22 protein-coding genes, 4 pseudogenes and 1 riboswitch are annotated in these 26,818 nt (G+C 65.4%); of the genes and pseudogenes, 14 read left to right on the top strand and 12 right to left on the bottom strand.

The window, feature by feature from the left end; genetic code table 11:
• The first annotated feature begins 366 nt into the window (after positions 1-366).
• Together AB3K78_RS13170 and AB3K78_RS13165 are read left to right on the top strand one after the other, a co-directional pair.
• Positions 367-2,022 (top strand): ABC-F family ATP-binding cassette domain-containing protein, encoded by a 1,656-nt coding sequence (locus tag AB3K78_RS13170; RefSeq protein ID WP_416443927.1) that lies wholly within the window; start codon positions 367-369, stop codon positions 2,020-2,022.
• Positions 2,019-3,287, top strand: coding sequence for an MFS transporter (locus AB3K78_RS13165; protein WP_416443926.1), 1,269 nt, complete (start codon positions 2,019-2,021; stop codon positions 3,285-3,287). The genes AB3K78_RS13170 and AB3K78_RS13165 overlap by 4 nt, the downstream gene beginning before the upstream one ends.
• 127 nt (positions 3,288-3,414) lie before the next feature.
• Here AB3K78_RS13165 and AB3K78_RS13160 read toward each other — a convergent pair whose 3' ends face one another.
• From AB3K78_RS13160 to AB3K78_RS13140, 5 genes are all read right to left on the bottom strand, one after another.
• Positions 3,415-3,981, bottom strand: a complete 567-nt coding sequence (locus AB3K78_RS13160) for a hypothetical protein (protein WP_416443925.1) — start codon at positions 3,979-3,981, stop codon at positions 3,415-3,417.
• Between the two features lie 18 nt (positions 3,982-3,999).
• Positions 4,000-4,458 (bottom strand): single-stranded DNA-binding protein, encoded by a 459-nt coding sequence (locus AB3K78_RS13155; RefSeq protein WP_416443923.1) that lies wholly within the window; start codon positions 4,456-4,458, stop codon positions 4,000-4,002.
• A gap of 80 nt (positions 4,459-4,538) precedes the next feature.
• Positions 4,539-6,317, bottom strand: coding sequence for a type IV secretory system conjugative DNA transfer family protein (locus AB3K78_RS13150; RefSeq protein WP_416443921.1), 1,779 nt, complete (start codon positions 6,315-6,317; stop codon positions 4,539-4,541).
• Positions 6,314-6,847: a hypothetical protein gene (locus AB3K78_RS13145; RefSeq protein WP_416443919.1), complete on the bottom strand. Its 534-nt coding sequence runs from the start codon at positions 6,845-6,847 to the stop codon at positions 6,314-6,316. The genes AB3K78_RS13150 and AB3K78_RS13145 overlap by 4 nt, the downstream gene beginning before the upstream one ends.
• An 87-nt stretch (positions 6,848-6,934) precedes the next feature.
• Positions 6,935-7,288: an ArsR/SmtB family transcription factor gene (locus AB3K78_RS13140; RefSeq protein ID WP_026937340.1), complete on the bottom strand. Its 354-nt coding sequence runs from the start codon at positions 7,286-7,288 to the stop codon at positions 6,935-6,937.
• Between the two features lie 87 nt (positions 7,289-7,375).
• On the opposite strand from AB3K78_RS13140, the gene AB3K78_RS13135 reads away from it, so the two are divergent.
• From AB3K78_RS13135 to AB3K78_RS13125, 3 genes are read left to right on the top strand one after another with little or no spacing between them, the layout of a single operon-like run.
• Positions 7,376-8,683, top strand: a complete 1,308-nt coding sequence (locus tag AB3K78_RS13135) for an NAD(P)-binding domain-containing protein (RefSeq protein WP_416443917.1) — start codon at positions 7,376-7,378, stop codon at positions 8,681-8,683.
• A gap of 31 nt (positions 8,684-8,714) precedes the next feature.
• A complete protein-coding gene (locus tag AB3K78_RS13130; RefSeq protein ID WP_416443915.1) occupies positions 8,715-9,929 on the top strand; it encodes an MFS transporter in 1,215 nt (404 codons plus the stop codon).
• 32 nt (positions 9,930-9,961) lie between these two features.
• Entirely contained in the window at positions 9,962-10,726 is a 765-nt protein-coding gene (locus tag AB3K78_RS13125) for an IS6-like element IS6100 family transposase (RefSeq protein ID WP_001389365.1), read from the top strand.
• Positions 10,727-10,781: 55 nt separating this feature from the next.
• On the opposite strand, the pseudogene intI1 reads toward AB3K78_RS13125, so the two are convergent.
• Positions 10,782-11,363 (bottom strand): annotated as a pseudogene (gene intI1 / locus AB3K78_RS13120) (class 1 integron integrase IntI1); the annotation flags it as partial.
• Positions 11,364-11,519: 156 nt separating this feature from the next.
• Between intI1 and dfrA15 the strand changes: the two are divergent.
• From dfrA15 to AB3K78_RS13095, 5 genes and pseudogenes are all read left to right on the top strand, one after another.
• The gene (gene dfrA15, locus AB3K78_RS13115; RefSeq protein ID WP_001355915.1) at positions 11,520-11,993 is read left to right on the top strand and encodes a trimethoprim-resistant dihydrofolate reductase DfrA15; all 474 of its coding nucleotides are present in this window, start codon (positions 11,520-11,522) and stop codon (positions 11,991-11,993) included.
• A 101-nt stretch (positions 11,994-12,094) separates the two neighbouring features.
• Positions 12,095-12,933, top strand: a pseudogene (locus tag AB3K78_RS13110) (AadA family aminoglycoside 3''-O-nucleotidyltransferase).
• A gap of 116 nt (positions 12,934-13,049) precedes the next feature.
• On the top strand, positions 13,050-13,397 hold the full coding sequence (locus tag AB3K78_RS13105; RefSeq protein WP_000679427.1) for a quaternary ammonium compound efflux SMR transporter QacE delta 1: 348 nt from the start codon (positions 13,050-13,052) through the stop codon (positions 13,395-13,397).
• Positions 13,391-14,230, top strand: a complete 840-nt coding sequence (gene sul1, locus AB3K78_RS13100; RefSeq protein WP_000259031.1) for a sulfonamide-resistant dihydropteroate synthase Sul1 — start codon at positions 13,391-13,393, stop codon at positions 14,228-14,230. The genes AB3K78_RS13105 and sul1 overlap by 7 nt, the downstream gene beginning before the upstream one ends.
• A 127-nt stretch (positions 14,231-14,357) precedes the next feature.
• Positions 14,358-14,857: pseudogene (locus AB3K78_RS13095) on the top strand (GNAT family N-acetyltransferase).
• A gap of 141 nt (positions 14,858-14,998) precedes the next feature.
• Here the strand turns inward: AB3K78_RS13095 and AB3K78_RS13090 are convergent.
• The gene (locus AB3K78_RS13090; protein WP_416443911.1) at positions 14,999-16,309 is read right to left on the bottom strand and encodes an ISL3 family transposase; all 1,311 of its coding nucleotides are present in this window, start codon (positions 16,307-16,309) and stop codon (positions 14,999-15,001) included.
• A 160-nt stretch (positions 16,310-16,469) separates the two neighbouring features.
• Here AB3K78_RS13090 and AB3K78_RS13085 point away from each other — a divergent pair, with 160 nt between their 5' ends.
• Positions 16,470-17,240 carry a hypothetical protein gene (locus AB3K78_RS13085; protein ID WP_416443909.1) on the top strand — a complete coding sequence of 257 codons (771 nt, stop codon included), beginning with the start codon at positions 16,470-16,472 and terminating at the stop codon, positions 17,238-17,240.
• A 232-nt stretch (positions 17,241-17,472) separates the two neighbouring features.
• On the opposite strand, the pseudogene AB3K78_RS13080 reads toward AB3K78_RS13085, so the two are convergent.
• Positions 17,473-19,142 (bottom strand): annotated as a pseudogene (locus AB3K78_RS13080) (ABC-F family ATP-binding cassette domain-containing protein).
• Positions 19,143-19,528: 386 nt separating this feature from the next.
• Here AB3K78_RS13080 and AB3K78_RS13075 point away from each other — a divergent pair.
• The 3 genes from AB3K78_RS13075 to AB3K78_RS13065 all read left to right on the top strand — a co-directional run bounded on the left by AB3K78_RS13075 (position 19,529) and on the right by AB3K78_RS13065 (position 21,258).
• The gene (locus AB3K78_RS13075; RefSeq protein WP_416443907.1) at positions 19,529-19,981 is read left to right on the top strand and encodes a YybH family protein; all 453 of its coding nucleotides are present in this window, start codon (positions 19,529-19,531) and stop codon (positions 19,979-19,981) included.
• 4 nt (positions 19,982-19,985) lie between these two features.
• Entirely contained in the window at positions 19,986-20,786 is an 801-nt protein-coding gene (locus AB3K78_RS13070; RefSeq protein WP_416443905.1) for an alpha/beta fold hydrolase, read from the top strand.
• Between the two features lie 85 nt (positions 20,787-20,871).
• Positions 20,872-21,258, top strand: coding sequence for a DUF1304 domain-containing protein (locus tag AB3K78_RS13065; RefSeq protein WP_416447359.1), 387 nt, complete (start codon positions 20,872-20,874; stop codon positions 21,256-21,258).
• A gap of 199 nt (positions 21,259-21,457) precedes the next feature.
• Here the strand turns inward: AB3K78_RS13065 and AB3K78_RS13060 are convergent, their stop codons facing one another.
• From AB3K78_RS13060 to mgtA, 4 genes are all read right to left on the bottom strand, one after another.
• Entirely contained in the window at positions 21,458-22,042 is a 585-nt protein-coding gene (locus AB3K78_RS13060) for a peroxiredoxin (protein ID WP_416443903.1), read from the bottom strand.
• Positions 22,043-22,085: 43 nt separating this feature from the next.
• A complete protein-coding gene (locus tag AB3K78_RS13055) occupies positions 22,086-22,646 on the bottom strand; it encodes an HdeD family acid-resistance protein (RefSeq protein ID WP_416443901.1) in 561 nt (186 codons plus the stop codon).
• Between the two features lie 112 nt (positions 22,647-22,758).
• A complete protein-coding gene (locus tag AB3K78_RS13050) occupies positions 22,759-23,466 on the bottom strand; it encodes an MgtC/SapB family protein (protein ID WP_046454489.1) in 708 nt (235 codons plus the stop codon).
• A 12-nt stretch (positions 23,467-23,478) separates the two neighbouring features.
• Entirely contained in the window at positions 23,479-26,292 is a 2,814-nt protein-coding gene (mgtA, locus tag AB3K78_RS13045; RefSeq protein ID WP_416443899.1) for a magnesium-translocating P-type ATPase, read from the bottom strand.
• 315 nt (positions 26,293-26,607) lie between these two features.
• Positions 26,608-26,778: riboswitch (M-box (ykoK) riboswitch) on the bottom strand.
• Positions 26,779-26,818: the final 40 nt, after the last annotated feature.

Raw genomic sequence — 26,818 nt, 5'->3', positions numbered from 1 at the left:
CCGTGGCACTTCTGATCCGTTCTCGGTATCGGGAGAGGATTGAAGGGCGAGAGGCTGCGACCGAGTCTGAGTCGCTTCCGATAGGAAGTCGATCGCTTGTCAGGGGTTCATAGAACCGGTAAGTTCGCACAGCCGGGAGCGTTTCGCCGCATGATGAGCGACTGGGCTTTTCTCGGTGAGCCTATGTTCTATGAGGTAAGCTAGGTGCATGCATTTGTACTTCCTGTGACGGTGGAGCAGGCCTACCGCGCTCGTTGAGAATCTCCGAGCTAGCGGCGGTCGCTCGTCCTGACCCTTCAGGGTCGCCGTCATTGACGTACTCGTTGCCTCACGGTTTTTCGTGGTGCGTCGTTCCGAAGGATTCGAATGCTTACCCCCACACGTCATATTCCGGCGCGCCATCGCGCGCAACTTACCGCCTCCGACGTTTCCGTCATGCGAGGCGCCACATCAGTTCTCAACCATGTCGATCTCGTCATCACTGCTTCGTCTCGCGTAGCGATCGTTGGAGAGAACGGCCGTGGCAAATCCACACTCCTGCACGTACTTGCGGGCACCCTGCCGCCGGACGGTGGCGAAGTCCAACGCATCGGCACGCTCGGTCTCGCTGAGCAGGAGATGGAAACCTCCGACCACCGAACCGTCGGGCAGGCTGTCGCGGAGGCAATTGCCGAACCGCTCGCGGCCTTGGCAGCGCTTGATGAGGCCGCCGCCGCGCTCGCAGAAGGCAGTGTTGACGCCGCTGAGCTATATGAAACATCGCTAGAGCATGCCGAAGCAATCAATGCATGGGATGCCGAGCGTCGCGTTCAGGTCGCGCTCGGAGCGCTCGAAGCGGAGACTGACATGGACAGATTTCTCGCAGATCTCTCGGTGGGTCAACGGTACCGGGTGCGATTGGCGTGCCTTCTCGGTGCCGATGACGACTTTCTCCTGCTCGACGAGCCCACCAATCATCTCGACCGCAGTGGGCTCGATTTCTTGACCACACAGCTCAAAGCGCGCAGTGGCGGTATCGTCATCGTCAGTCACGATCGAGCGCTCCTGGCCGACGTCGCCGAGACGATCGTCGACCTCGATCCGACACCTGATAATCGCCCGCGCGTGTATGGCAACGGCTATGACGGGTATCGAGAAGGGCGCGCCGCCGAAAGGCAGCGTTGGGAACAGGAATACGAGCGCCAGCAACTCGAGCACGCACGGCTGCAGGACAGCTTGAGTGCTGCGCAGAACCGGCTCGTGTCGGGGTGGCGGCCGGAGAAGGGTACGAACAAGCACGGTCGTGCGACTCGCGCGGGCGGTCTGGTGCAGAGCGTGCACCGACGTCAAGAGGCGCTCGAAGCGCATGCGGTGACCGTGCCGGAACCGCCGCAGTTCTTCCGGTTCCCTGAGCTGCCCACGCGAACCGGCGCGGCGCTCCTGAGTGTTGAGCAGGTCCGTGTCGACGGGCGACTGGCAGAGCCGGTGTCGTTCACGTTGTCACACCGCTCCAGACTCGTGGTCACCGGACCGAACGGGGCAGGCAAATCAACACTCTTGAGCGTAACGGCGGGTGAACTCCCAGCGGACACCGGAACCGTTCGCGTGCCCCGCAGTACACGGGTGGGCTTCCTTCGGCAAGAGACGACACTATCGCGAGACCTCCGTGCGAGCGATGTCTACGCGAAACATGTCGACGGGCTGGTCTCTGCAGGAACGGTACGTGCGTCGGAGGCGGTCGGCCTGTCAGGCCTCGGTCTGCTCCGCTCACGTGAGGCAGGCAAACGCGTCGGTGAACTCTCGATGGGGCAACAGCGTCGCCTCGACCTGGCTTTGGTTCTCGCGGGCCGCCCGCACGTGCTGCTGCTCGACGAACCCACCAATCACCTCTCGATCGCGCTCGTCGATGAACTCACCGAGGCACTCGGAGCAACACAGGCGGCGGTGGTCGTGTCGACGCATGACCGTCAGCTTCTTCGCGACGTTGCCGCCTGGCCTCAGCTGCAACTCAGAGCGATGGCAGAAGGTGAGGTTCGGGTATGAAAAGCAAGAGTCTCCGCCGAACTCGCGCACTTCGCCCCCTGACTTCACGCGACTACCGACTGTTGTTTGCCGCGGTCGGCATCGAGGTCTTCGGGACTGGCATGTGGACCATCGTCATGGTGTTCCAAGTGCTTGCGCTCGATGATAGCCCGCTTGCGCTCTCAGCTGTCGCGACCGGGATGAGCCTGGGCCTCTTCGCGTTCTCGATCGTTGGTGGTGTCGTCGCAGACCGGTTGTCCAAGCGCCGCATTATCATTACCGTTCAGGGCGTGACCGCGGCCGTCATATCGGCCGTCGCAGTCCTCTCGCTCACCGGCAACGTCGAACTCTGGCATGTCGGTGTCGCGTCCTTCGCAATGGGGGCAGGCAGCGCCTTTTTCTACCCGGCGTATAGTGCGTACCTGCCACAGGTACTCCCACCCGATCAGCTGCTGGCCGCGAACGGGCTCGAAGGTGCGCTCAGGCCGACGATGGGGCAAGGGCTCGGACCAGCACTTGGCGGCGTCATCGTCGGCATCTTCTTCCCGGCCATCGGCGTCGTCATCGTCGCAGCCTCATACATGATCGCTTTCGTCATCACCCTGTTCCTCAGCCGACGCGACGAGCACCCCTCGGTCACGCCGCTCGAAGAACGAGTGAGTGTCTGGCGCGATCTCCGAGCGGGCGTGGGATATGTCGTGCGCACGCGCTGGCTCCTGTGGACGCTCATCTTCGGTTCGGGGCTCGCGCTCATCATCCAAGGACCGATCGAGGTGCTTCTGCCGTTCCTTACTCGCGACCGATTCGTGGAAGCTGAAGCCACCTTCGGGTTCCTCCTGGCCGCGTATGGGATCGGGGGCGCCGTCGGCTCGCTGATCGTCTCATCCCTGAACCTCCCACGCCGCTACCTGACATTCATGATTCTCTGCTGGGGTGTTGGTACCCTTCCCTTAGTGGTCATCGGCGTTGTCGACAACCTCCTCTTGATGCTCGCAGCGCTCTTCCTCGTCGGTGCGCTCACAGGCGCGGGCGTGGTCGTATGGGGCACGTTGCTGCAACGGTTGGTGCCGCTGGACATGATCGGGCGGGTCGCCAGCCTCGACTTCTTCGTCTCGATCGCGTTCATGCCCGTGTCGATCGCCGTTGCCGGACCGCTCTCGTTGCTGGTGCCGATCCCAGCAATTTTCCTGATCGCTGGGGTCGTTCCACCGATTCTCGCGGTGATCGCGCTCCTGGCAGGACGGATGCGGCAGACCGAAGAGGAGCACCCGTTGGCCGCTGGCTGAAGGAAGCAAGTCGGGTGTGTCGAGCGGAGCACCGCAGGCGTCGACGAGGATCAATCCATCCTGCTGGCGGCACTCTGCGAATGAAGCACGCATCCATCTCAACCGGGGGCTCGTCGATCAGACGACCTCAATTGGGCGTCTCATCCGTTCTCGCGCCGATGCTTGCGTAGAACGCATCCTCTGCGGCCCTGCGCGCCTCAACCTGTTCGAGCACGAACTGTACGAAGTCAGCATCCCGATCGGTGATGGCCTCCTCCACGATGTCGACGGTGCGTTCCTCGCCTGGCCAAACGGTTTGCCGCGTCGGTCGATCTCGGTCAAGCCGCGTGCCGCTGGCCGTCACCCAGTCGCGCAGACGTTGACGAGCCTCTGCGAAGTCGCGATGCCATCCGAACGGTGCTGAGCCGTCTTGGTTGGCGTCGTAAGCGCACAGCCAATGCAGGTGGAGGGCGGAAAGCTCCCAGAGCAACTCGGGGTGACGATGCCAGACCGGTGGAATCACCGCGGCGGGCAGGCCGTACTCCATGCGGAGCCAATTCACCCAGCGATTGAGTTCGAGGAGTTCGTCTTCGAGGTCTTGCGATGTGAGGAGATTCCAGTTGATGGGATGCGGTGGCTCTGCGACGAGATCCGGCTCAAACTGCTCAGCCTGGATGGTTTCGTTGCCCTCGCCGGGGACGTTGTGTTCGTTCATGTGCTGCTCCGATCCGGCTCAGTACCCGAGAGATGGAGCACCGTTTGCGGCTCCTGCGGTTCGGGGTGCGAATGCACGACGCTGCTCTTTGTCCGCGCTGCTCCGCGAGGCTGCCTTGCGGGATGAGCGGTCGACTTCGTACCGGGTGCGGGCCGCGTCGTGGCCGATGCGCTTTGCGACGAACTCCTCGCTCTCGACGCTTTGACCTTCGCGCTCGTAGCTCACGGGCCGTTGATAGCCCTCAGCAATGAAGTTGTCGCCTTTGGAGAATCGCTCTGAAGCGCGTTCTGCGGAACGCCCGAACATGACGAGGTGGTGAAAGCTCGACTCCAGTTGGGTGAAGGTCCCGTCTTCCTCACGGCGGAAGTGCTCCTGCCCGAAGCGGAAGTACAGACGCGGGTTCCCGTTGGCCGAGACTGTGAGCTGCGGTTCTGAGGTGACGAATCCCGAGACGGATTCTTGTGTGTGGATCGACATGATGTTCGTCCTGTCTGGTCAGGCGGCCGTCTTTGTTCAGCCGCTGCGACAGGTAGGTGCACGATCGTCACCCGTGCTTGCTAACGCTTGGGGTGCTCCAGCAGAGCCTCCGTCGCCGAACGATCGAGGCGGAGCTTCTCTCCGTCAGCACGTTTCGGCCACGGATGTAGATCGGTGATGATCGGTGGCGTCGATCGGAGCAGGATCACTCCGGTCCCGAACGGGAGAGTTCGGATCCGATCCGGGGGCATGATGGGGACTCTGCGGACGGAGCGCTGATTGGAGCGCGAGCCGTAGTCGCCGAAGGTGACTGAGTCAGTGAACTCGTCTCGCTCACCGATGAGGGTGGAGAGGTCTTGGAGGTCGCGAGAGTTGGACGCACCGCCGAGGATGATCTTCGCGATGCTCGCGTCCCAGATCGCAGCTGCCTGGTTCTCTGACCACTTGTCGCGAGCTTGCGCAAGTGATTGGAGCACCGGCATGGTCGTAATGCCGGTGCCGCCACCTTCTGCCATAAGCGTCGGCAACGAAGGGAGTGGTGCGAGGTTCCCGATCTCATCGAGCGCGAGCAGCAACGGTGGATCAAGCCGCGCGCCGGGTGACCGTGCGGCCATGCGGCGGGCGGTTTCGACGAGGTCTTCGACGAAGGCGGCAACCAGTGCGGCGCTGTTTCCGGCGCCAGCTCCGGTCGCGAGTAGGTACAGCGTGCCCCGGCTGCGTATGAACTGCTCCGGGTCGAAGTGCTCGCCCTCAGTGGGGCTTACCGCGTCCAACACCCTGGGGTCGGCGAGTGACGCCAGTGCGAGCGACACTCCCTGCCAGATACTGTCGCGAGTGCGCGGGTCAGCGTCGAGCATCGCTTCCAATGATTCGGCCCATCCGGTTGCGGCGAGGGGTGAACCGGTGAGGATCGCAACGGCCTCGGCGGCGGCCGCGGGGTCGAGCGTCCATCGGAAGAGTTCCGCTGGGGCTCTGTGATCGAGAGCCGCAGCGTGGAGGAGCGCTTGCAGCGCGACGCGAGTCTTGCCCTCCCAGAAGCCGCCGCCTTCGACACCACCAGAGGAGAGTTCTGTTGCTGCTGCGAGGCCGGTCGCTCGGATCATCGCGGTGAGTGGGTCTTCGCAGCCTCTGATGGGTGACCATCGCAGCCCGGCGGGAATGCCTTCGGCAAGGTGTTGTGGGTCGAAGACCGCGATCGGGCCAGATCGCTCGCGTGCCTTGAGCGTCACGGTGAGGTTGTCTGGGCGGGTTGACGTTGTGACGACTGCACCTGGAGCGTCGAGGATCGCCGGGATCACTACATGTAGTCCTTTACCCGACCTCGGCGGACCGATCAGCAGGATCGAGTCTTCGACACTCGCCCAGATCTGTTTGCCGTGCGAACGACCGAGCAAGAACCCCACATCCTCTGGCTTCGGACGAGCGAGTGACGGCCGCAGCGTGGCAGCACGGTGCAGGAGTGATTTCGAGGAGGCACTTGATACGACGTCGTGCCCACTCGCGGTTCCTTGGAGCTTGCGGGGGTCGATAGTGAGGGCCCGAGTATGGCGTCGTATCCGAGCCCAGGCCCACACAATCGCGGTGGTGAGCAAACCGAGAAGAAGAACTGCTACGACCCAGTACACAACTGCATTGAGGCCGTGCGCACCAAGTGCCGTGGCGGGGTCAGCGGGGGCAAAGAGCACGTTGACACCGCCAGCGAAGCCGATTTCAGGCTGCTTAGCACCAGTAAGAAACGCTGCGACCGATCCGGCCCCGCGGAGTACGGCGGCGAAACCGAACAGTGCGAAGAGGCCAATCATGAGGGCGTTGGTCAGCTCCTCTCCAAGACCTCGGCTGTGAGACTGGGCGCTCGTCATGACTGCAACCGCTCGACGACAATCACACCTGAGATGCGCCCGATGAGCAGGAGTTCTGCGTTCTGATCCGCAATGTGGCTGAGATCGACAACTGCGCGAGCTGTGCCGTCTGCGGCGCCTTCCGCGCTCGATAGCGTGAGCGCAACCGTCACGTCCTCACCGGGGATGAACCCGGAGCCGCGTATCTCGATCAGTTGATGAGTCGTTCGATGGCGCGCTCGCCGCGTGGCACTGGGCAGCGGCACCTCGTCTTCAATGCGCTCGCTGCGAGTGGCGTGGATGATGTCAGTGAATACCGAGCCGTCGTACTCGTGCACCTCGACGCGGAGTGTGCGCGTGCGGTGCGCGGAGAGTGCGTCGAGCAGATCACCGAACCGACCCCGACTCCATTCTGTATCTGGCGTCGAAGGTGGGAACTCATGTCCGTCGTACGTGACGTGCATCGCGCCACGCTCATCGACGCTGATGCTGGCGATTGGAAGGTCGACGGAGGGATCGGGTAATGAACTTCGAGTGTTGCGCTTGCTCATGCCAAGAAGGTGCTCAGTCGCGCGCGATCGATCTCAGACGTCCCCAATCAGCCACACCTGACCGAGAACTTGTGGTGGCATGAAGGCCTAGACGGTGAGGACCGAGCGGGCGGCCTTTTCGACAGCGCCGTCAACCGTCCGGTAGTACGCCCAACGCCCACGCTGTTCACGAGTGACAAGGCCCGCCTCGACGAGCAGTTTCATGTGATGTGAGACAGTCGATTGTGAGAGCCCCACGGGCTCGGTGAGATCGCAGACGCACATCTCACCGTCGGCACTCGCGACGATTAGTGAGAACAACTTTACTCTGGCGGGGTCGCCGAGCGCTTTGAACACCTGTGCGAGGTGCTGCGAACGTGAGTCATCGAGTGCCGCATCGTTTGCGGGCGCGCAGCACGTGCGTGCCGTGATCTCTTCGGTGGTACTTCCCGGGGTTGCCATAGATCCATTCTCTCGCACGTATTGACATTTGTCGATGCATTCGACATGCTTGACCCATCGAAGAATGTCGATAAGAGAAGGTATGAAATGAATCCTGTCGTCGTAATTGGTGCAGGCCCACAGGGACTTGTCGCCGCGGCCCATCTTGTGGAGCGCGGAATCGAACCGCTCGTGCTGGAAGCGGGACCGGGTGCGGCTTCCGGCGTTGCGGAGTGGGGCCACGTGCGCTTGTTCTCGGACTGGGCCGAGCTGGTCGATGCGGCCAGTGCCCGGCTGTTAGAGTCCACGGGCTGGGTGCAGCCCGAGAGCGGATTTCCGACCGGAGCGGAGTGGATCGACGGGTACCTCGCCCCGCTCGCTGAGGCGCTGGGCAATCGCGTCCGGTACGGCTCGCGCGTGGTCGGAGTCAGTCGCAAGGGTCGTGACCGCACGGTCGACGCGGGCCGCGACGAACAGCCCTTCGTCGTGCACGTGCAGTTTGCGGATGGGGGCGAGGGTCGCATCGATGCTCGTGCCGTGATCGACGCCTCGGGCACGTGGCAGACCCCGAACCCGGCGGGCGCCGACGGGTTGCCTGCCCTCGGTGAGCTGGCGGCGGTTGAAGCCGGGGCGCTCAGCTACGGCATCCCGACCAGCGAGTCGGCAGCGGCATTCGGCGGTGAGCACGTGGTCGTGGTCGGCAATGGCCACTCTGCGGCGACCGCCATTGCTCTGCTCGCGCCCGTGGTACGCGAGGCGCCGGGCACACGGGTGTCGTGGGTGCTACGTCGCGGCCTGGTCGGCAACACCTTCGGCGGGGGCGCAGCTGATGAGTTGCCGGAGCGCGGAGCGCTCGGGCAGCGCGCGAAGCAGGCCGTCGACGATGGGCTTGTCGACCTGGTCACCGGGTTCCGCACCGAACAGATTCTGCACGAGGACGGCCGGGTGGTCCTGGTCGCAGAAGACGGGCGGAGACTCGATCCTGCTGCACGCGTGTTCGTTGCGACCGGGTTGCGTCCCGACCTGTCGTTCTTGTCTGAGATTCGACTCGATCTCGATGTGCGTCTGGAGGCCCCGGTGCGTGTCGCGGAGGAGGTTGACCCGAATCTCCACTCCTGCGGGTCGATTCGTGCGACCGGCGCGGCGGATCTCGCACACCCCGAGCAAGGCTTCTATATTGTCGGCTCGAAGTCTTATGGTCGTGCGCCGAACTTCCTCGCACTGACCGGGTTCGAGCAGGTGCGTAGCGTGGTGGCGGAGATCGCGGGCGATCACGAGGCTGCCGCACGAGTCGATCTCGTGCTCCCCGACACGGGCGTGTGCGGAGGCGCTGGCGACTTCGACGCCCCAGACGCGGTGAGCGGCGCGGGCTCGTGTTGTGCTCCCAAGCCGGTATCACTGACGCTCACTGTGTGACGTGCGAGAACGCCCGCCGCGGCTGGGTGTGATGCTCGCCACGCTCAGCGTCACGGTCACCGTGTCGTGGGGGTTGCTGTACTACGCGTTTCCCGTTCTTGCACCGCAAATCGTGAGCGACACGGGCTGGTCTGCCCAGTTCGTGACGCTCGCGTTCTCAGGGTCGCTCGTGGTGTCCGCGCTCCTCGGGGTGCCGGTCGGGAAGCTCATCGACCGACACGGCCCGCGCTGGGTAATGGCCCTCGGGTCCTTGCTCAGCGCGGCGGCGCTGGCTCTCGTTGCCGCATCTGACAATTCGATCGTGTTCGCTGCCGCGTGGATCCTTGCGGGATTCGGAATGTCGGGCGTGCTGTACCAGCCCGCGTTCGCGGCCATCACCTCATGGTACGGCGCGCGCAGCCTCGGGCCACTGACCACGCTCACGCTGGTCGCTGGCCTGTCCGCAACAGTGTTCGCTCCGCTCGTCGCGCACGTCGGGGCGGCTGTCGGTTGGCGTGGCACTTACCTGTGGTCTGCCGTCGCTCTGGCACTAGTCACCGCACCAGCGCACTGGATCCTCTTGCGACATTCGCGACCCCAACAGCACGCTGACCACACAGCTCGGTCTCTCAATGAGCGGGGGTACGTGTCAGGAGTTCTCCGCCGTGGCCAGTTCTGGCTCTTGACGGCCGGGCTCACGATCGCATCCGCCGCGATACATACGGTGTTGATCGCGATGATGGCGTTGATGCTCGAACGTGGACTGACGACGTCCGAAGCTGCGTGGGTGCTCGGACTCGGCGGGATCGGGCAGGTCGCGGGGCGTGTCTTCTACACCGCCTTCGCGCGGCGAGCGTCGCTCACCATGCGCACCGGGGCAGCGTTTGCGATCGTCGCCGTGAGCGCCGCGGCATTCGCGATCCTTTCCGGCCCGTTCGCGGTGCTCGTGGGAATCTCCATGGCAGCCGGGGTCGGTCGTGGCATCGGGACCCTTCTCCAGGCCACCGCTGTGACGGATCGTTGGGGGCCGCGCGCCTATGGGCAACTCTCGGGGATAATCGGAACACCCACCATGTTGGTAACCGCGATGGCGCCGTGGATCGGCGTGGTACTCGCCGGAGCGTTCGGCAGCTACGCGGCCGCCTTCGGCGCGCTGGCTGTTATCGCGGGTATCGCAACGCTCCTCCTGATCGCCAGCGCTCGTGTTCAAACCCGATCGCCCTTGGCGCACGTGCGATGGCTCTGTTGCAAAAATCGTGAAGCTTGAGCATGCTTGGCGGAGATTGGACGGACGGAACGATGACGGATTTCAAGTGGCGCCATTTCCAGGGTGATGTGATCCTGTGGGCGGTGCGCTGGTATTGTCGCTATCCGATCAGCTATCGCGACCTTGAGGAAATGCTGGCGGAACGCGGCATTTCGGTCGACCATACGACGATCTATCGCTGGGTCCAGTGCTACGCCCCGGAGATGGAGAAGCGGCTGCGCTGGTTCTGGCGGCGTGGCTTTGATCCGAGCTGGCGCCTGGATGAAACCTACGTCAAGGTGCGGGGCAAGTGGACCTACCTATACCGGGCAGTCGACAAGCGGGGCGACACGATCGATTTCTACCTGTCGCCGACCCGCAGCGCCAAGGCAGCGAAGCGGTTCCTGGGCAAGGCCCTGCGAGGCCTGAAGCACTGGGAAAAGCCTGCCACGCTCAATACCGACAAAGCGCCGAGCTATGGTGCAGCGATCACCGAATTGAAGCGCGAAGGAAAGCTGGACCGGGAGACGGCCCACCGGCAGGTGAAGTATCTCAATAACGTGATCGAGGCCGATCACGGAAAGCTCAAGATACTGATCAAGCCGGTGCGCGGTTTCAAATCGATCCCCACGGCCTATGCCACGATCAAGGGATTCGAAGTCATGCGAGCCCTGCGCAAAGGACAGGCTCGCCCCTGGTGCCTGCAGCCCGGCATCAGGGGCGAGGTGCGCCTTGTGGAGAGAGCTTTTGGCATTGGGCCCTCGGCGCTGACGGAGGCCATGGGCATGCTCAACCACCATTTCGCAGCAGCCGCCTGATCGGCGCAGAGCGACAGCCTACCTCTGACTGCCGCCAATCTTTGCAACAGAGCCCACGCGACAGCTGCTCGCGCAGGCTGGGTGCCAAGCTCTCGGGTAACATCAAGGCCCGATCCTTGGAGCCCTTGCCCTCCCGCACGATGATCGTGCCGTGATCGAAATCCAGATCCTTGACCCGCAGTTGCAAACCCTCACTGATCCGCATGCCCGTTCCATACAGAAGCTGGGCGAACAAACGATGCTCGCCTTCCAGAAAACCGAGGATGCGAACCACTTCATCCGGGGTCAGCACCACCGGCAAGCGCCGCGACGGCCGAGGTCTTCCGATCTCCTGAAGCCAGGGCAGATCCGTGCACAGCACCTTGCCGTAGAAGAACAGCAAGGCCGCCAATGCCTGACGATGCGTGGAGACCGAAACCTTGCGCTCGTTCGCCAGCCAGGACAGAAATGCCTCGACTTCGCTGCTGCCCAAGGTTGCCGGGTGACGCACACCGTGGAAACGGATGAAGGCACGAACCCAGTGGACATAAGCCTGTTCGGTTCGTAAACTGTAATGCAAGTAGCGTATGCGCTCACGCAACTGGTCCAGAACCTTGACCGAACGCAGCGGTGGTAACGGCGCAGTGGCGGTTTTCATGGCTTGTTATGACTGTTTTTTTGTACAGTCTATGCCTCGGGCATCCAAGCAGCAAGCGCGTTACGCCGTGGGTCGATGTTTGATGTTATGGAGCAGCAACGATGTTACGCAGCAGGGCAGTCGCCCTAAAACAAAGTTAACCCCTAAGGAAGTATCGTGAAACTATCACTAATGGCAGCAATTTCGAAGAATGGAGTTATCGGAAATGGCCCAGATATTCCATGGAGTGCCAAAGGGGAACAATTACTCTTCAAAGCGATTACCTATAATCAGTGGCTTTTGGTAGGCCGAAAGACTTTCGAGTCAATGGGGGCTTTACCCAACCGAAAATATGCCGTTGTAACTCGTTCAAGCTTCACTTCCAGTGATGAGAATGTATTGGTATTTCCATCTATCGATGAAGCGCTAAATCATCTGAAGACGATAACGGATCATGTGATTGTGTCTGGTGGTGGTGAAATATACAAAAGCCTGATCGATAAAGTTGATACTTTACATATTTCAACAATCGACATTGAGCCAGAAGGTGATGTCTATTTTCCAGAAATCCCCAGTAGTTTTAGGCCAGTTTTTAGCCAAGACTTCGTGTCTAACATAAATTATAGTTACCAAATCTGGCAAAAGGGTTAACAAGTGGCAGCAACTGACCGCCAAAAGTGTCACTTGTTTTGCCAAAAAGCCGGCAAAACAAGCGCCAATTTTGTCGGCAGCTGTGCCAGACGTTAGACATCATGAGGGTAGCGGTGACCATCGAAATTTCGAACCAACTATCAGAGGTGCTAAGCGTCATTGAGCGCCATCTGGAATCAACGTTGCTGGCCGTGCATTTGTACGGCTCCGCAGTGGATGGCGGCCTGAAGCCATACAGCGATATTGATTTGTTGGTTACTGTGGCCGTAAAGCTTGATGAAACGACGCGGCGAGCATTGCTCAATGACCTTATGGAGGCTTCGGCTTTCCCTGGCGAGAGCGAGACGCTCCGCGCTATAGAAGTCACCCTTGTCGTGCATGACGACATCATCCCGTGGCGTTATCCGGCTAAGCGCGAGCTGCAATTTGGAGAATGGCAGCGCAATGACATTCTTGCGGGTATCTTCGAGCCAGCCATGATCGACATTGATCTAGCTATCCTGCTTACAAAAGCAAGAGAACATAGCGTTGCCTTGGTAGGTCCGGCAGCGGAGGAATTCTTTGACCCGGTTCCTGAACAGGATCTATTCGAGGCGCTGAGGGAAACCTTGAAGCTATGGAACTCGCAGCCCGACTGGGCCGGCGATGAGCGAAATGTAGTGCTTACGTTGTCCCGCATTTGGTACAGCGCAATAACCGGCAAAATCGCGCCGAAGGATGTCGCTGCCGACTGGGCAATAAAACGCCTACCTGCCCAGTATCAGCCCGTCTTACTTGAAGCTAAGCAAGCTTATCTGGGACAAAAAGAAGATCACTTGGCCTCACGCGCAGATCACTTGGAAGAATTTATTCGCTTTGTGAAAGGCGAGATCATCAAGTCAGTTGGTAAATGATGTCTAACAATTCGTTCAAGCCGACCGCGCTACGCGCGGCGGCTTAACTCCGGCGTTAGATGCACTAAGCACATAATTGCTCACAGCCAAACTATCAGGTCAAGTCTGCTTTTATTATTTTTAAGCGTGCATAATAAGCCCTACACAAATTGGGAGATACATCATGAAAGGCTGGCTTTTTCTTGTTATCGCAATAGTTGGCGAAGTAATCGCAACATCCGCATTAAAATCTAGCGAGGGCTTTACTAAGCTTGCCCCTTCCGCCGTTGTCATAATCGGTTATGGCATCGCATTTTATTTTCTTTCTCTGGTTCTGAAATCCATCCCTGTCGGTGTTGCTTATGCAGTCTGGTCGGGACTCGGCGTCGTCATAATTACAGCCATTGCCTGGTTGCTTCATGGGCAAAAGCTTGATGCGTGGGGCTTTGTAGGTATGGGGCTCATAATTGCTGCCTTTTTGCTCGCCCGATCCCCATCGTGGAAGTCGCTGCGGAGGCCGACGCCATGGTGACGGTGTTCGGCATTCTGAATCTCACCGAGGACTCCTTCTTCGATGAGAGCCGGCGGCTAGACCCCGCCGGCGCTGTCACCGCGGCGATCGAAATGCTGCGAGTCGGATCAGACGTCGTGGATGTCGGACCGGCCGCCAGCCATCCGGACGCGAGGCCTGTATCGCCGGCCGATGAGATCAGACGTATTGCGCCGCTCTTAGACGCCCTGTCCGATCAGATGCACCGTGTTTCAATCGACAGCTTCCAACCGGAAACCCAGCGCTATGCGCTCAAGCGCGGCGTGGGCTACCTGAACGATATCCAAGGATTTCCTGACCCTGCGCTCTATCCCGATATTGCTGAGGCGGACTGCAGGCTGGTGGTTATGCACTCAGCGCAGCGGGATGGCATCGCCACCCGCACCGGTCACCTTCGACCCGAAGACGCGCTCGACGAGATTGTGCGGTTCTTCGAGGCGCGGGTTTCCGCCTTGCGACGGAGCGGGGTCGCTGCCGACCGGCTCATCCTCGATCCGGGGATGGGATTTTTCTTGAGCCCCGCACCGGAAACATCGCTGCACGTGCTGTCGAACCTTCAAAAGCTGAAGTCGGCGTTGGGGCTTCCGCTATTGGTCTCGGTGTCGCGGAAATCCTTCTTGGGCGCCACCGTTGGCCTTCCTGTAAAGGATCTGGGTCCAGCGAGCCTTGCGGCGGAACTTCACGCGATCGGCAATGGCGCTGACTACGTCCGCACCCACGCGCCTGGAGATCTGCGAAGCGCAATCACCTTCTCGGAAACCCTCGCGAAATTTCGCAGTCGCGACGCCAGAGACCGAGGGTTAGATCATGCCTAGCATTCACCTTCCGGCCGCCCGCTAGCGGACCCTGGTCAGGTTCCGCGAAGGTGGGCGCAGACATGCTGGGCTCGTCAGGATCAAACTGCACTATGAGGCGGCGGTTCATACCGCGCCAGGGGAGCGAATGGACAGCGAGGAGCCTCCGAACGTTCGGGTCGCCTGCTCGGGTGATATCGACGAGGTTGTGCGGCTGATGCACGACGCTGCGGCGTGGATGTCCGCCAAGGGAACGCCCGCCTGGGACGTCGCGCGGATCGACCGGACATTCGCGGAGACCTTCGTCCTGAGATCCGAGCTCCTAGTCGCGAGTTGCAGCGACGGCATCGTCGGCTGTTGCACCTTGTCGGCCGAGGATCCCGAGTTCTGGCCCGACGCCCTCAAGGGGAGGCCGCATATCTGCACAAGCTCGCGGTGCGACGGACACATGCGGGCCGGGGTGTCAGCTCCGCGCTGATCGAGGCTTGCCGCCATGCCGCGCGAACGCAGGGGTGCGCCAAGCTGCGGCTCGACTGCCACCCGAACCTGCGTGGCCTATACGAGCGGCTCGGATTCACCCACGTCGACACTTTCAATCCCGGCTGGGATCCAACCTTCATCGCAGAACGCCTAGAACTCGAAATCTAACGTCCGTTCGGGCATCGAGGTCCATGTCGGGGTGGGACGGGCCCGTGGCTTCAAGATCACTTGCAGTCCGACCGCGATGTCTTGGTTGCGCGAGAGGTTGTCGATATCCTCCACTTCCATCATCAACCCTGGATAATGGGCTCATCGCATTTGAGCGTGTAGGTGGGGTCTGAAGCCGCCTGCTTCGAGCAGCGATCTGGCGATGTAGTTCGTCAGGTTCCGGAACCCCAATGCCGAGCCGCGGAGATGTTCGAGGCGGCCGTTGATCGCCTCCGTGGGGCCGTTCGAGGTGCCGGGCCGGTCGAAGAACGCGAGGACGTCAGCGGCGCGCTGCTTCAGGGTGCGGCCGAGGCGGCGCAGCTCGACAAGTAGGGCCGGGACGCCGCTGGTGAGCGAGTCGATCACGGACTGCATGGCGAGCTTTCCTAGCTTCCGGTCGGGTTCGCGGTAGGCGGTGACCATGCGCTGGTAGATGCCCCAGGTCGCTTCGACCTCGGCGTGCTGCTCGTCCGCGAACAGCGTCTCCAGGCGGGTCTGCTGCTTCTCGGTCAGCAGGGCGGCGCCGGTGTGGAGAGTGCGGCGGGCCTTGTAGAGCGGATCGTCTTTCCTGCCGCGCCTGCCGAAGGCGTCGCGCTGGACACGGCGGCGGCAGGTGTCCAGCGCGTCGCCAGCGAGGCGGACGACGTGGAACGGGTCAATCACCGTCACCGCGTCCGGGAGCTCCTCCGTCGCGGCGGTCTTGAACCCGGCGAACCCGTCCATCGCGACGACCTCGACCCCGTCCCGCCAGTGCTGCGGGCGGGCGGCGAGCCACTGCTTGAACACGGCCTTCGAACGGCCCTCGACCATGTCCAGCAGTCGCGACGGGCCCGTCTTCTCGCGGACTGGGGTGAGGTCGATGATCACGGTCACGTATCTGTCACCGAGGCGAGTGTGCCGCCAGACGTGCTCGTCGACGCCGATCACCCGAACACCGTCGAACCGAGCCGGATCGTCGATGAGCACTCGGCCACCTTCGGCAAGGACAGCATCATTCGCCGTGTGCCAGGACACGCCCAGCCCAGCGGCGACGCGCGATACGGTGAGGTGATCGAGCACGATGCCTTCGAGCGCCCACCGCATCCCGCGACGGGACAGCTTCGCCCGCTCCGCCGCAGCCGCGGTGAGGTTCTCACGCCAGGAGCGTCCGCAGCCGGCGCACTTGTATCGGCGGACGCGGACCAGCAGCGTCGTGGGCCGATGCCCGAACGGCTCATGCGCGAGACGCCGCGCGTCCGTCCCTCGGGACAGCGCCTGGCCGCCACAGCCCCAGCACCACGGGTCCGGCTCAGCGACCCGGCACTCGATCACCGCCCGCTCCGGGGTGAGTCGCTGGCCAACGGCCACGAGGCCGAGCTCGTCGAGGCGGCAGAACACGGTCAAGTCAGGGGTCGCAAAGGTAGCGTGGTGCACGTCGAGGCCTCTCGGATGGCGAGTGTAGGAACTTCCATCCTCGGGAGGCCTCGACGCCTATCCGGCCATCGACGCGCTCAGCCAGCTACCCGCTCATCTGCGAAGAGCCGATTAGCCTGCGTGCGCAGTCCTCATTGACGGCGACACGTCTGGCGAGACGATGCAGAGGCAGATTCAGCGAGGCGGTGCACATGGCAGGCCCACGGTTTCCGATGACCTCGTAATCAATCTTGCCGATTGGGCACGCGATGCAGACCTCACTATTGCGGATGGCGTTACGGTGCGAGAGCCGGAAGACATCATCCCCACGAACATTGCTGTAGCTGCAGCCAGGCGATACGCGCGCTCGTTCCTTGGGGCTGACGAAGAGTCAACTAAGGCCCTGACAGAAGAGGGAGTGAGAGGTCGCCTGAGTACACACGACGGCAGCCACTGGGACGCACTTGCCGATGCGTTTCAGGCGGTATTCGACACTGGGATTGCCAAAGCTGGCTTCGCGAAGGAGTTGCTTGCCCTGCTCGCCGATGCTGATAGTGCCGGTGGGGCGATGCCAAACGGTGCACCCGCGTTGCAGAAGAACTTTGCGGCATTGATCCAGGTGCTCGCGGACACACTTGCCCTCGCTCGCGAGCGGGAAGCAGATGCGCGTCGAGACCAGCGGCTCCAACGCATCATCGAGACGTTCTCGATCGATTTTGCTGGCGGCTGTACTCGGGATCGTGCACTTTCAACGCTCAAACGAATTGATGCCGCAGTTGACGACACCTTTGCTGGAGACGTAGTCCATGCGAGGACCACTAGGTTGCGGCGTGACTTCAAATTGACGAGCGATCCACTTAAGAATGTGGACGACTACAACTCCTTCCTGGAACAGCTGAGGAGCCTCAAACACCTTGAGAAACTTGAATACCAGGGTGCGCTAGAGGCCTGACTGGCCCGTGCGAGGTAGAATCGAGGCGTGCCACGAACTGCTGGACACCGGTGGACACAGAGCCTATTTCAGAGTGGCACGCAGAGGGCACGGCCCCGCTGCAACCTCCGAAGTTCCGCGTGATCACGCGGCCCATGACGAGTACTGGGACTTCTGAGCCCGACTCGCTGACCCGACTCGCGCCCGCCGGGCCCGGATCCGCACGCGCGGATCCGGGCCCGGCGTGTTTCCGCTACGCGTCGAGCGGGGTCGCCAGCCCGTCAGCGACGCGCACCCGCGAGGATCCGCTCGCCCGCTCGATCCACCGGCGATCGTGCGTGACCGTGACGACCGCTCCCGGGTAGGCGTCGAGCGCGTCCTCGAGCTGCTCGACGAGTTCGGGGAGAGGTGGTTCGTCGGCTCGTCGAGCAGGATCACATCGCTCGGGGTCGCCAGCATGATCGCCAGGTCGAGCCGGCGCCGCTGCCCGACCGAGAGCTCGCGCACCGCGCGGTCGAACTCGGCTTCGGCGATCAGTCCGAACGCGCCGAGCCGCGCGGCAGCGTCCTCGCGGTGCAGCCCGACCGCCCGGGCGAAGCACTCGACGGCCGAGTGCGCCGGGGCATCCGCCACCTCCTGGCGGAGCCACGCGATCCGGAGCCCCGGCGCGCGCTCGACGGACCCCGCGCCCGGCGCGAGATCCCCCGCGAGCACGCGCAGCAGCGTCGTCTTCCCGGCGCCGTTCGCCCCGGTGACGAGCCAGCGGCCGCCACGGCGGATCGTCCACGCGTCCGTCCGCAGGGCGGCGCCGTCCGTGCACCGGATCCCGCTCAGCGAGATCAGCGCGCACCTGTCGGGGCGCCGTGCCTCGGCGCCGGTCGGGGCCGCGGCCGCGATCCCGTCCGCCGTCTCGGAGAAGCCGGGATCGAAGCGCAGCGGTTCGGGCGGCGGCGCGACGGGCTCGGCGCGCAGCGTCGCGACCCGCGCTTTCGCCATGCGGATCCGGCCCATGGCGCCGTGGTCGCGGCTCCGCGCACGGAACGCGCCGTGTCCGAATCCGTCGAGCTCGAGCTTGCGTGGGATCGCGGCGAGACGCGAGGCGTTCGCCGTGACGAGGGCTTCGCTGCGGGCGAGTTCCGAGCGCCACTCCTCGTGCCGCTCGGCCTGGCGACGGCGCTCGGCGGCGCGCGCCGCGAGATAGCCGGCGTAGCCGTCGCCGGATCGGCTCAGGCCGCCGTCGCGCACCTGCACGATGTCGTCGGCGAAGCGATCCAGGAACGCGCGATCGTGCGTCGCGACCACCAGTGCGCCGCGATGCGCCGCGAGCCGGCCTTCGAGCCAGGCGAGCGCCGCATCGTCGAGGTCATTGGTCGGCTCGTCGAGCAGCAGCAGTTCCGCCCGCGAGGCCAGCGCGGTCGCGAGCGCGAGGCGCGCGCGTTCCCCGCCGGAGAGCGACGCGACCGGCCTGCTGCGGTCGAGGCGTCCGAGGCCGAGCTGCTGGAGTCCGGCATCGACCCGCAGGTCGACGCCGTGCCCGTCGCGGGCCTCGAGGCGATCGGTCAGCGCGCCGAGTCGGTCGAGCAGTGCCGGCAGCTCGTCCGGGCCGGGTGCCGCGAGGCGATCCGACACGCGCTGGATCTCGGCTTCGAGCGCCCGCAGTTCGGGCAGCAGCAGATCGATCGCCTGCGTGACAGTGGTTCCCGCGGGGAATCGCGGGTCCTGCGCCGCGTATGCGCGACCGCCGGGCAGCACGAGCTGCGCCTCGCCCGCGACGGGGCGCACGCTGCCCGAGAGCAGGCCGAGCAGGGTCGACTTGCCGGCTCCGTTGTCGCCGACGAGTGCGACGCGGGCGGTCGGCCCGACGGCGAGATCGACGCGGTTGAGGACGACCTGATCCGCGAAGCGGACCGTGACGGAGCGCAGCTCGCAGACCCGGTGGCTGCGCGCGGCGTTCGGCCGGACCGCAGAGCGGGCCGGGGACGGGGAATGTACGGGAGACGGGGACGGGGACATGGGGACTCCTCTGCGCGCGACGGAGCGGTCGCGCGGGGAAGCGCATCGCAGATGCGGGATCGGATCCGGACCTCGGGCGCCGGGCGACGGCGCGCGCTCAGGACCCGCTGCGGAGCAGGGCTCGACGCAGCGTCCAGATCTAGCGAATCAGAGTGCCCACGGCAGGGACTGTAGCAGGATGCGGGCGCGACCGGAAGGCCCTCGTGCGCAGGGCCGGGCGGTGCAGTCCCTCACTACGATGGAGCGGTGCCGCCCGCCGGCGGCCCGCAGCCGAGATGTGAGGACCCGCAGTGCCGATGGAGCCCCTGACCGATCCCGCCGCCGAGGTACTGGCGCTCGTGGAGACGATGTACGCCGGGTACCTCGGTCGCGACACGTCCGCGATCGACGCGCTGCTGTCGCCCGAGCTCACGATGTTCGACTCCTCGGAGGACGCGCTCGTGCACGGCATGGACGAGCTGCAGGCGCTGCGTGCGCGGCGCGGTGGCGCGGACGGAGCGGATCCGGTCCCGGAGGCGGACCGGATCACCGAGACGGCGCTCGTCGTCGAGTCGATGGAGGCCCGCCCGGTCGGCGGCACGATCGTCGCGACGTGGTGGCTGCGTGTCGACGCGGCGGACGCGAGCGGTCGCCCGGTCTCGCCCGAGCGTTCGCGCAACACGGCGGTGCTGACCCGGGACGCCGACGGTGCGTTGCGGATCGCGCACATCCACGAGGATGTGCGGCAGCCGCTGGGCGGGGCACAATAGACGGATGCCCAATCTGCAGTTCCCCGAGGTACCCGAACCCCTGTACGTGATGTCGCAGGAGGGCTACCGCATCGCGACGTACGTGTGGGGCGACGACGAAGCGCCGACCGTGATCGCCGTGCACGGCTTCGCGTCGAGCTGCAAGGACACCTGGGTCGACACGGGCTGGGTCGGGAGCCTGCTGCAGGCGGGCTTCCGGGTGCTCGGTGTGGACCAGCGCGGCCACGGTCGCAGCGAGAAGCCGACCGATCCCCGCGACTACACGATGCCGCTGCTCGTCAGCGATATCGAGACGGTGCTCGACACCTACATGGTGGATCCGGTGCTGTACCTCGGCTACTCGCTGGGTGCGCGGGTGGGATGGCACGTGTGCGCCGACCTCGAGCACCGCATCGAGCGGGCCGTGCTCGGCGGGATCCCCGATGGCCGTCCCCTCGGTCGCCTCGACCTGGACCAGGCGCGCGCCTACATCGCGTTCGGCACCCCGGTCACCGACCAGGCGACGCAGAACTACGTGCGCCTGGCGGAGCGCGTGCCCGAGAACAGCCTCCCTGCGCTCGTCGCCCTCGCCGGAGGGATGCGCTTCGGCGAGGAGGAGCTCGACCTCGGCAACGCCCCGATCCAGCCGGTCCTCGTCGCGACGGGCACGCTCGACGCGATCTTCGAGGACTCGAAGCAGCTCGCCTCTCGGCTGCCGAACGGCACCTTCGCCGAGATCGACAAGCGTCACCACTTCAACGCGCCGGGATCGCGCCAGTTCCGCGAGCTCGGGATCGAGTTCCTGCGGCGCGGCCTCGACGACTGAACGGCGGACACGGCGGGAGTAGTCTCGCTGCAGGACCCGGGCCTGCCGGGACAGGACCGCAATCTGACGCCGAGGAGGCCTCATGCTGGTGATCGTCGGACTCGTGCTCGCCGCCGTCGCGGCGCTGCTGCACGTCTACATCTTCGTGCTCGAATCGGTGCTGTGGACGAAGCCGGCCGCGCTGAAGACCTTCGGCACATCGCCCGAGGAAGCCGCAGCGACGAAGGAACTCGCCTTCAACCAGGGCTTCTACAACCTGTTCCTCGCGATCGTGACGGCGATCGGCATCATCCTGGTGGCCCCCGCGGGCGGGGCCGGCCACGCGCTGGTCTTCGCGGGCACCGGATCGATGCTCGCGGCGGCGCTCGTGCTGTTCCTCTCGTCCCCCGGCAAGCGCGGTGCTGCGGTCAAGCAGGGTGCGATCCCGCTGCTCGCGGTCGTCGTGCTCGCGATCGGCCTGCTCGCGGGCTGATCGGGTGAGCGCGGGTGCGCATGCCCGGGTGCCCGCGTGCGTGCACCCGCAACGCGCATCGACCGGACCCAAATTGACCATTCCGCGCGAACACAGGTCAATTTGGGTCCGGTCGAGAAGGTCGAACGGGGCAGAGGCGGGCGCGTAGGCGCGCACCCCGAGCCCCCGCCCCGGCACTCACCCCCGCCCCGCCCTCGAACTACGGAGCCGGGTGCTCCCGCAGCCAGCCGAGCACCTGCTGCGCGTGCTCGTTCGGCGGGAACACCGGATAGAAGACGTGCTCGATGCGTCCATCGCGCACGACGAGCGTGAGTCGCGAGTACAGGCGCGGGTGCGGCGGTGCCGCGAAGGTCGGCAGGCCGAGCGCCTCGCCGAGGTCGAACTCGGGGTCGGAGATCAGGGGGAACGGCAGGCGCAGCCGTTCGGCGGCCTCCCGCTGGTAGCCGGGATCCTGGCTCGACAGCCCGAACACCCGTGCCGCGCCCGCGTCGACGAGTTCGGCGTGATGGTCGCGGAAGTCGCACGCCTCGGTCGAGCAGCCGCGCGCTCCGGGGATCTCGTCCCAGCCGTCGGGCAGCGCGACGCCCGGCCGTCCCGTCATCGGATACAGGTAGATCACCGTGCGGCCGGGGCCGAGATCCTGCAGCGCGACCGTCTCGCACGTGCTCGTGTGCAGGGCGAGCGGCGGCAGGGCCTCGCCCACGAGGTGCGCCGCGGCGCCGTCGTCCTCGGGCACGGGCAGCCCCGCGGGGAGCTCGGTGAAATCGGTGAGCGGTTCGGTCATCGTCGACTCCTTCGCTGCGGACGGGAACGGGTGGGGCCCGGGGTCAGGGGGCGCGGGTGCCGGTGGCGAGCAGCCTGCGCAGCGCGGTCGCCGAGACGATCAGCGAGATGCCGATGAACAGGGTGAAGATGCCGGCGATCACGGCGACGAACTTCAGGGCGAAGTCCGGCCAGACGAGCGTGACGATACCGGCGAGGATCGCGAGGATCGCCGGCATGAGCACGAGCCCGCTGCGGCCGCCGGCCCGGATCGCGAGGACCAGCCAGAACGCGCCGACGAACAGGACCGAGACGCCGACGAAGGTGACGAGCGCCGTCACCGTGAAATCGGAGAAGACCATCGCGAGCACGCCGCCGGCGATGAGCACGATCCCCGCCGCGACGGCCGCGCCCGACGGGCGCCGCACGAGGATCGCGAGGCCGTTCGCGATGAGCGCCGAGCCGAGCACGACCACGAGGAACCAGCTGGCCGCGATGAACGGCCAGAACAGCAGGCCGACGCCGGCCGCGGTCACGAGGATGCCCACGACGAGCAGGATCCACCAGGGGAATCGACGCGTCTCGGCGCGCGGCCCCGTGCTCTCCGGTACCACTTCCCAGGTCATAGCGGGCCTCCCTGCTCGTTCTGCTGCCGAGCCTAGCGGCGGAGCCTGAGCCGCGGCCCGCAGTTCGCGGGCCGCGGAACGGCGCAACCGTGCAACCGCGGAACGGCCGGGATCAGTCCTCCCCGCGCAGCTCGGTCGCGTGCCATCGCACCGACGTGACCTCGGCGATGGGCACGACGTCGGCGATCGCCTCCTCGAGGAAGCCGTCGTTGCGTTCGAGCGCGGTCATGCGCGCGGTGAGCTCCACCTGCCCGTCGCTCAGGTCGCTGGCCTCGAGCGAGTGCACGGTGAACTCGGGCCGCTGCAGCGCGCGCACCACCGCGGAGCGCACCGACACCTCGGCCGCGGCGACCGAGCGCACGACGAACACGTACTCCGTCGCGACCGATTCGAGGGCGCGTTCGCCGCGGCGGTCGAGCAGCCGGCCGAGCGGGCGCAGCAGCGTGTTCGAGAGCATGATCGCGGCGGTGCCGCCGACGGCGACGAGCAGGAGCCCGCCGCCGGCGAGGGCGCCCACCGCGGCCGACGCCCAGAGCGTGGCCGCGGTGTTGAGCCCCGATACGGAAGCGCCCTGCTTCATGATGACTCCGGCGCCGAGGAAGCCGATGCCCGAGACGATCTGGGCGGCCACCCGGGTGGGGTCGGCACCGGCTCCGTCGAAGCTGAACGCCCCCATGATCACGAAGAGCGCGGCCCCGAGGCTGACGAGCGCGTTGGTGCGCACGCCCGCGGTGCGGGATCGGAGCTGGCGTTCCAGCCCGATCGCCGCACCGAGGCCGAGGCCCACCGAGATCCGCAGTGCGAGATCGACAGGGTCCATGCGCGGCTCCGCTCAGATCCAGACGCCGAAGCGGCGCACGAAGCGGCGCTTCGCGAACTCGACCACGAGGCAGTACGCCACGAGGGTGCCGATCAGCCAGGGGAAGTAGGTCCACGGCAGCGGCACGAGTCCGAGCGTCGCCCCGAACCCGGTGAAGGGCAGCACGAGGCCGAACACGCACACGGCGAGGGTCGCGATGAGCAGCGCGGTGCCGGGGCGCGAGCCGGGAGCACCGCCGCCGCGGCGACCGAAGAGTCCGGCGAACGGCAGGCGGCGGGTGCGCAGCAGGTGCACGATGAGCGTCTGCGAGATGATCGACTCGATGAACCAGCCGGACTGGAACAGCGCGGCGTGCGCGGGGCTGTTCGCCGCGAAGACGAACCACATGAGCGCGTAGGTCGTGAGGTCGAAGATCGACGACAGCGGACCGATGCGCACCATGAACTTGGCGAGGCTGTCGGCCTCCCAGACGCGGGGCTTCCGCACCTGCTCGCGGTCGACCCGATCCCACGCGAGCGTGAGCATCGACAGGTCGTAGGCGAGGTTCTGGATCAGCGCGACGATCGGGATCATCGGCAGGAACGGCAGCATCGCGCTCGCGACGAGCACCGAGAACACGTTGCCGAAGTTCGACGACGCGGTCATCTTGAGGTACTTCATGGTGTTCACGAAGGTGCGGCGGCCCTCGATCACCCCGTCCTCGAGCACGGTCAGGTCCTTCTCGAGCAGGATGATGTCGGCGGACTCCTTCGCGATGTCCACGGCGGTGTCGACCGAGATGCCGACGTCGGCGGTGCGCAGCGCGGGGGCGTCGTTGATGCCGTCGCCCAGGTAGCCCACGGTGTGGCCGTGCTCGCGCATGGCCTCGATGATGCGCGCCTTCTGCGCCGGGTTCGCCTTGGCGAACACGTGCGTGCGCTCGGCCAGCTCGCCGAGCTCCTCGAGCGTGAGCCCCTCGGTCTCCTCGCCGAGCACCACGTGGGTCGCGTCGATCCCGACCTCGCGGCACACGGTCGCGGCGACCAGGGGGTTGTCGCCCGTGATCACCTTGACGTCGATGCCGTGCGCCGCGAGGCTGCGCAGCGCGGGCTTCGCCGAGCTCTTCGGCGGGTCGAGGAACGTGAGGAGCCCGACGAGGGTCATCTCGCGCTCGTCGGTGACGGCGTACTCGAAGACGTCGCCCTGGCCGCCGTCGACCGGGACCTCGCGGATCGCGACGCCGAGGACGCGCATGCCGAGCGCGTTCTGCTCGGCGACGAGCGCGTCGATCTCGCTGCGGCGCTCGTCGCTCAGCGGGCGCCGCTCGCCGCGCACGAGCTCCCACTCGGCGATCTTCAGGATCTCCTCGACGGCGCCCTTCGTGACCACCGTGTGCAGGTCCCGATCGGCCACCACGACCGACATGCGGCGACGGGCGAAGTCGAACGGCATCTCGTCGACCAGCTGGAACCGGCCCACGGTGCGGTCGAGGTCGTCGCCCGCGGCGCGCAGGATCGCCTCGTCGAGCAGATTGCGCAGGCCCGTCTGGAAGTGCGCGTTCGCGGTCGCCCAGCCGAGGGTGCGGTCGCTCGAGCGCCCGGCGGTGTCGAGGTGCCGCTCGAGCACGATCCGGTCCTCGGTCAGCGTGCCGGTCTTGTCGGTCGCGAGCACGTCCATGGCGCCGAGATCCTGGATCGCGGGCAGGCGCTTCACGATGACGCGGCGCTTGGCCATGAGCTGGGCGCCCTTCGCGAGGTTCGCGGTGACGACGAGCGGCAGCATCTCGGGCGTGAGCCCGACGGCGGTGACCACGGCGAACAGGAACGCGCTGCCCCAGTCCTTCGTGAGACCGTTGATGATGAACACGGCCGGCACCACGACCGCCATGAAGCGGATCAGGGTCCAGGTGACCTTCGAGATCCCGCGGTCGAACGCGGTCTGCGGGCGTGCGCTCTGGATCGAGGCCGCGAGGCCGCCGAACGCGGTGCGGTCGCCGGTCTGCAGCACGAGCGCGGTGCCGGATCCCGACACGACCGACGTGCCCATGAAGCCGAGGTTCTCGGCCTGCAGGGGATCGCTCGGATCAGGAGCCGCCTCCGCGCGCTTCTCGACGGGCAGCGCCTCGCCGGTGAGCATCGCCTGGTTGACCTGCAGGTCCTTGGTACGGATCAGCCGCACGTCGGCGGGCAGCATGTCGCCCGCCGCGAGCTCGACGATGTCGCCGGGCACGATCTGCTCGATGGGGCGCTCGCCCGTGACGGGCACGCCGCCGACGAGCCGGGTGACGGCCGCCGTGGTGCTCACGAGCGCGGCGAGCTCGTCCGCCGCGCGCCCCGAACGGTACTCCTGCCAGAAGCGCAGGCCCGAGCTCACGAGCACCATGATGCTGATCGTGATGACGCCCGTGAAATCGGGCCCCTCGGCCGGATCGGCGAGGACGACGTCGGTGACGAACATGATCGATGCGAGCCCGATGAGGATCAGGATGAAGGGGTTCGCGAGGGTCCTCAGGTACTGCAGGATCGGCGGCAGGCGCCGTGAGTGCCGCACCTCGTTGGTGCCGAAGCGATCGAGCCGCTCGGCGACCTCGTCGGGGGTGAGGCCGTGGCGGTCGGCGTCGACGAGCCGCAGGGCGGCCTTCGGCGTCGCGGTCATTGCCTGCGTCAGCAGGCGGGTGTCGGCCGGAGCGGCGGCGGTGCGGGAGCGGCGCGCGGTGCGCGCGCGGCGGGGCGTCTCGGGCCGGGGCGGGGTGCCGGGTCGCACGTCGGTGCGGGTCGCTGCGGCCTCCGGGCCGGGGCTGATGATGGGGGTCTGATCCGTCGGGGTCGGATCGATGCGGAAGGTCATGATGCGCGGTCCTTTGCACGCGGACGCGGCTCATCGCGGGCGCGCCGAAGAGCGGCGCGCGCCGGTGGGCAGCGTCGGAACGAGAGGGGAACGAGGTCGTCTCGCTCGATCCGCACGGCGGGGGCCGGGCTCGTGAGGAGCTCCGGTGCCGGTGCCGAGTCGCGCTCAGGCCTGTGCGGCGGAGCGGGGCTCGGCGGAGCGCTCGGAGGCGGCGCCGTGCGGGTCGGCAGATCGACTATGGTCGTCGCTCACGGGTCACCTCCTCGGCTCGGCAGCGCTCGACAGATCGAGCGGGCCGGAACCGATGGTTCCGAGCGAACACCCCCACGTCAGAGCTTTGGCACTGCGTGACGTATCCGAGGAGTTCGGAATCCGCTTGGGGCCGACCCTTAAGCCGGGAAGGCCTGTCCTCAGCCTGGGCGTCTCTCGACGTCGTGGGATGAGCGGACTGTGTTCACGCAGGAGCCTCGCCGAACGAAGCGCTACGCCGACAGAGTAGCCCCGAGCGCACGAGGGGCGCAACCCG

The sequence above is a fragment of the Leucobacter sp. HNU genome (genome assembly GCF_047946755.1).
Taxonomy (GTDB): Bacteria; Actinomycetota; Actinomycetes; order Actinomycetales; family Microbacteriaceae; genus Leucobacter.
Note: the sequence above shows the minus strand (reverse complement) of the source record. Positions and strands in the feature narration are given on the sequence as shown.

Excerpts from the sequence above, each read along its gene's own strand:
- sul1 (WP_000259031.1), top strand. The coding sequence starts at position 13,391 with ATGGTGACGGTGTTCGGCATTCTGAATCTCACCGAGGACTCCTTCTTC.
- AB3K78_RS13105 (WP_000679427.1), top strand. The coding sequence starts at position 13,050 with ATGAAAGGCTGGCTTTTTCTTGTTATCGCAATAGTTGGCGAAGTAATC.
- AB3K78_RS13160 (WP_416443925.1), bottom strand. The coding sequence starts at position 3,981 with ATGAACGAACACAACGTCCCCGGCGAGGGCAACGAAACCATCCAGGCT.
- AB3K78_RS13050 (WP_046454489.1), bottom strand. The coding sequence starts at position 23,466 with ATGGACCCTGTCGATCTCGCACTGCGGATCTCGGTGGGCCTCGGCCTC.
- mgtA (WP_416443899.1), bottom strand. The coding sequence starts at position 26,292 with ATGACCTTCCGCATCGATCCGACCCCGACGGATCAGACCCCCATCATC.
- AB3K78_RS13075 (WP_416443907.1), top strand. The coding sequence starts at position 19,529 with ATGGAGCCCCTGACCGATCCCGCCGCCGAGGTACTGGCGCTCGTGGAG.
- AB3K78_RS13140 (WP_026937340.1), bottom strand. The coding sequence starts at position 7,288 with ATGGCAACCCCGGGAAGTACCACCGAAGAGATCACGGCACGCACGTGC.
- AB3K78_RS13155 (WP_416443923.1), bottom strand. The coding sequence starts at position 4,458 with ATGTCGATCCACACACAAGAATCCGTCTCGGGATTCGTCACCTCAGAA.
- AB3K78_RS13125 (WP_001389365.1), top strand. The coding sequence starts at position 9,962 with ATGACGGATTTCAAGTGGCGCCATTTCCAGGGTGATGTGATCCTGTGG.
- AB3K78_RS13055 (WP_416443901.1), bottom strand. The coding sequence starts at position 22,646 with ATGACCTGGGAAGTGGTACCGGAGAGCACGGGGCCGCGCGCCGAGACG.
- AB3K78_RS13085 (WP_416443909.1), top strand. The coding sequence starts at position 16,470 with ATGCAGAGGCAGATTCAGCGAGGCGGTGCACATGGCAGGCCCACGGTT.
- AB3K78_RS13135 (WP_416443917.1), top strand. The coding sequence starts at position 7,376 with ATGAATCCTGTCGTCGTAATTGGTGCAGGCCCACAGGGACTTGTCGCC.
- AB3K78_RS13145 (WP_416443919.1), bottom strand. The coding sequence starts at position 6,847 with ATGAGCAAGCGCAACACTCGAAGTTCATTACCCGATCCCTCCGTCGAC.
- AB3K78_RS13165 (WP_416443926.1), top strand. The coding sequence starts at position 2,019 with ATGAAAAGCAAGAGTCTCCGCCGAACTCGCGCACTTCGCCCCCTGACT.
- AB3K78_RS13070 (WP_416443905.1), top strand. The coding sequence starts at position 19,986 with ATGCCCAATCTGCAGTTCCCCGAGGTACCCGAACCCCTGTACGTGATG.
- AB3K78_RS13060 (WP_416443903.1), bottom strand. The coding sequence starts at position 22,042 with ATGACCGAACCGCTCACCGATTTCACCGAGCTCCCCGCGGGGCTGCCC.
- AB3K78_RS13150 (WP_416443921.1), bottom strand. The coding sequence starts at position 6,317 with ATGACGAGCGCCCAGTCTCACAGCCGAGGTCTTGGAGAGGAGCTGACC.
- AB3K78_RS13170 (WP_416443927.1), top strand. The coding sequence starts at position 367 with ATGCTTACCCCCACACGTCATATTCCGGCGCGCCATCGCGCGCAACTT.
- AB3K78_RS13130 (WP_416443915.1), top strand. The coding sequence starts at position 8,715 with ATGCTCGCCACGCTCAGCGTCACGGTCACCGTGTCGTGGGGGTTGCTG.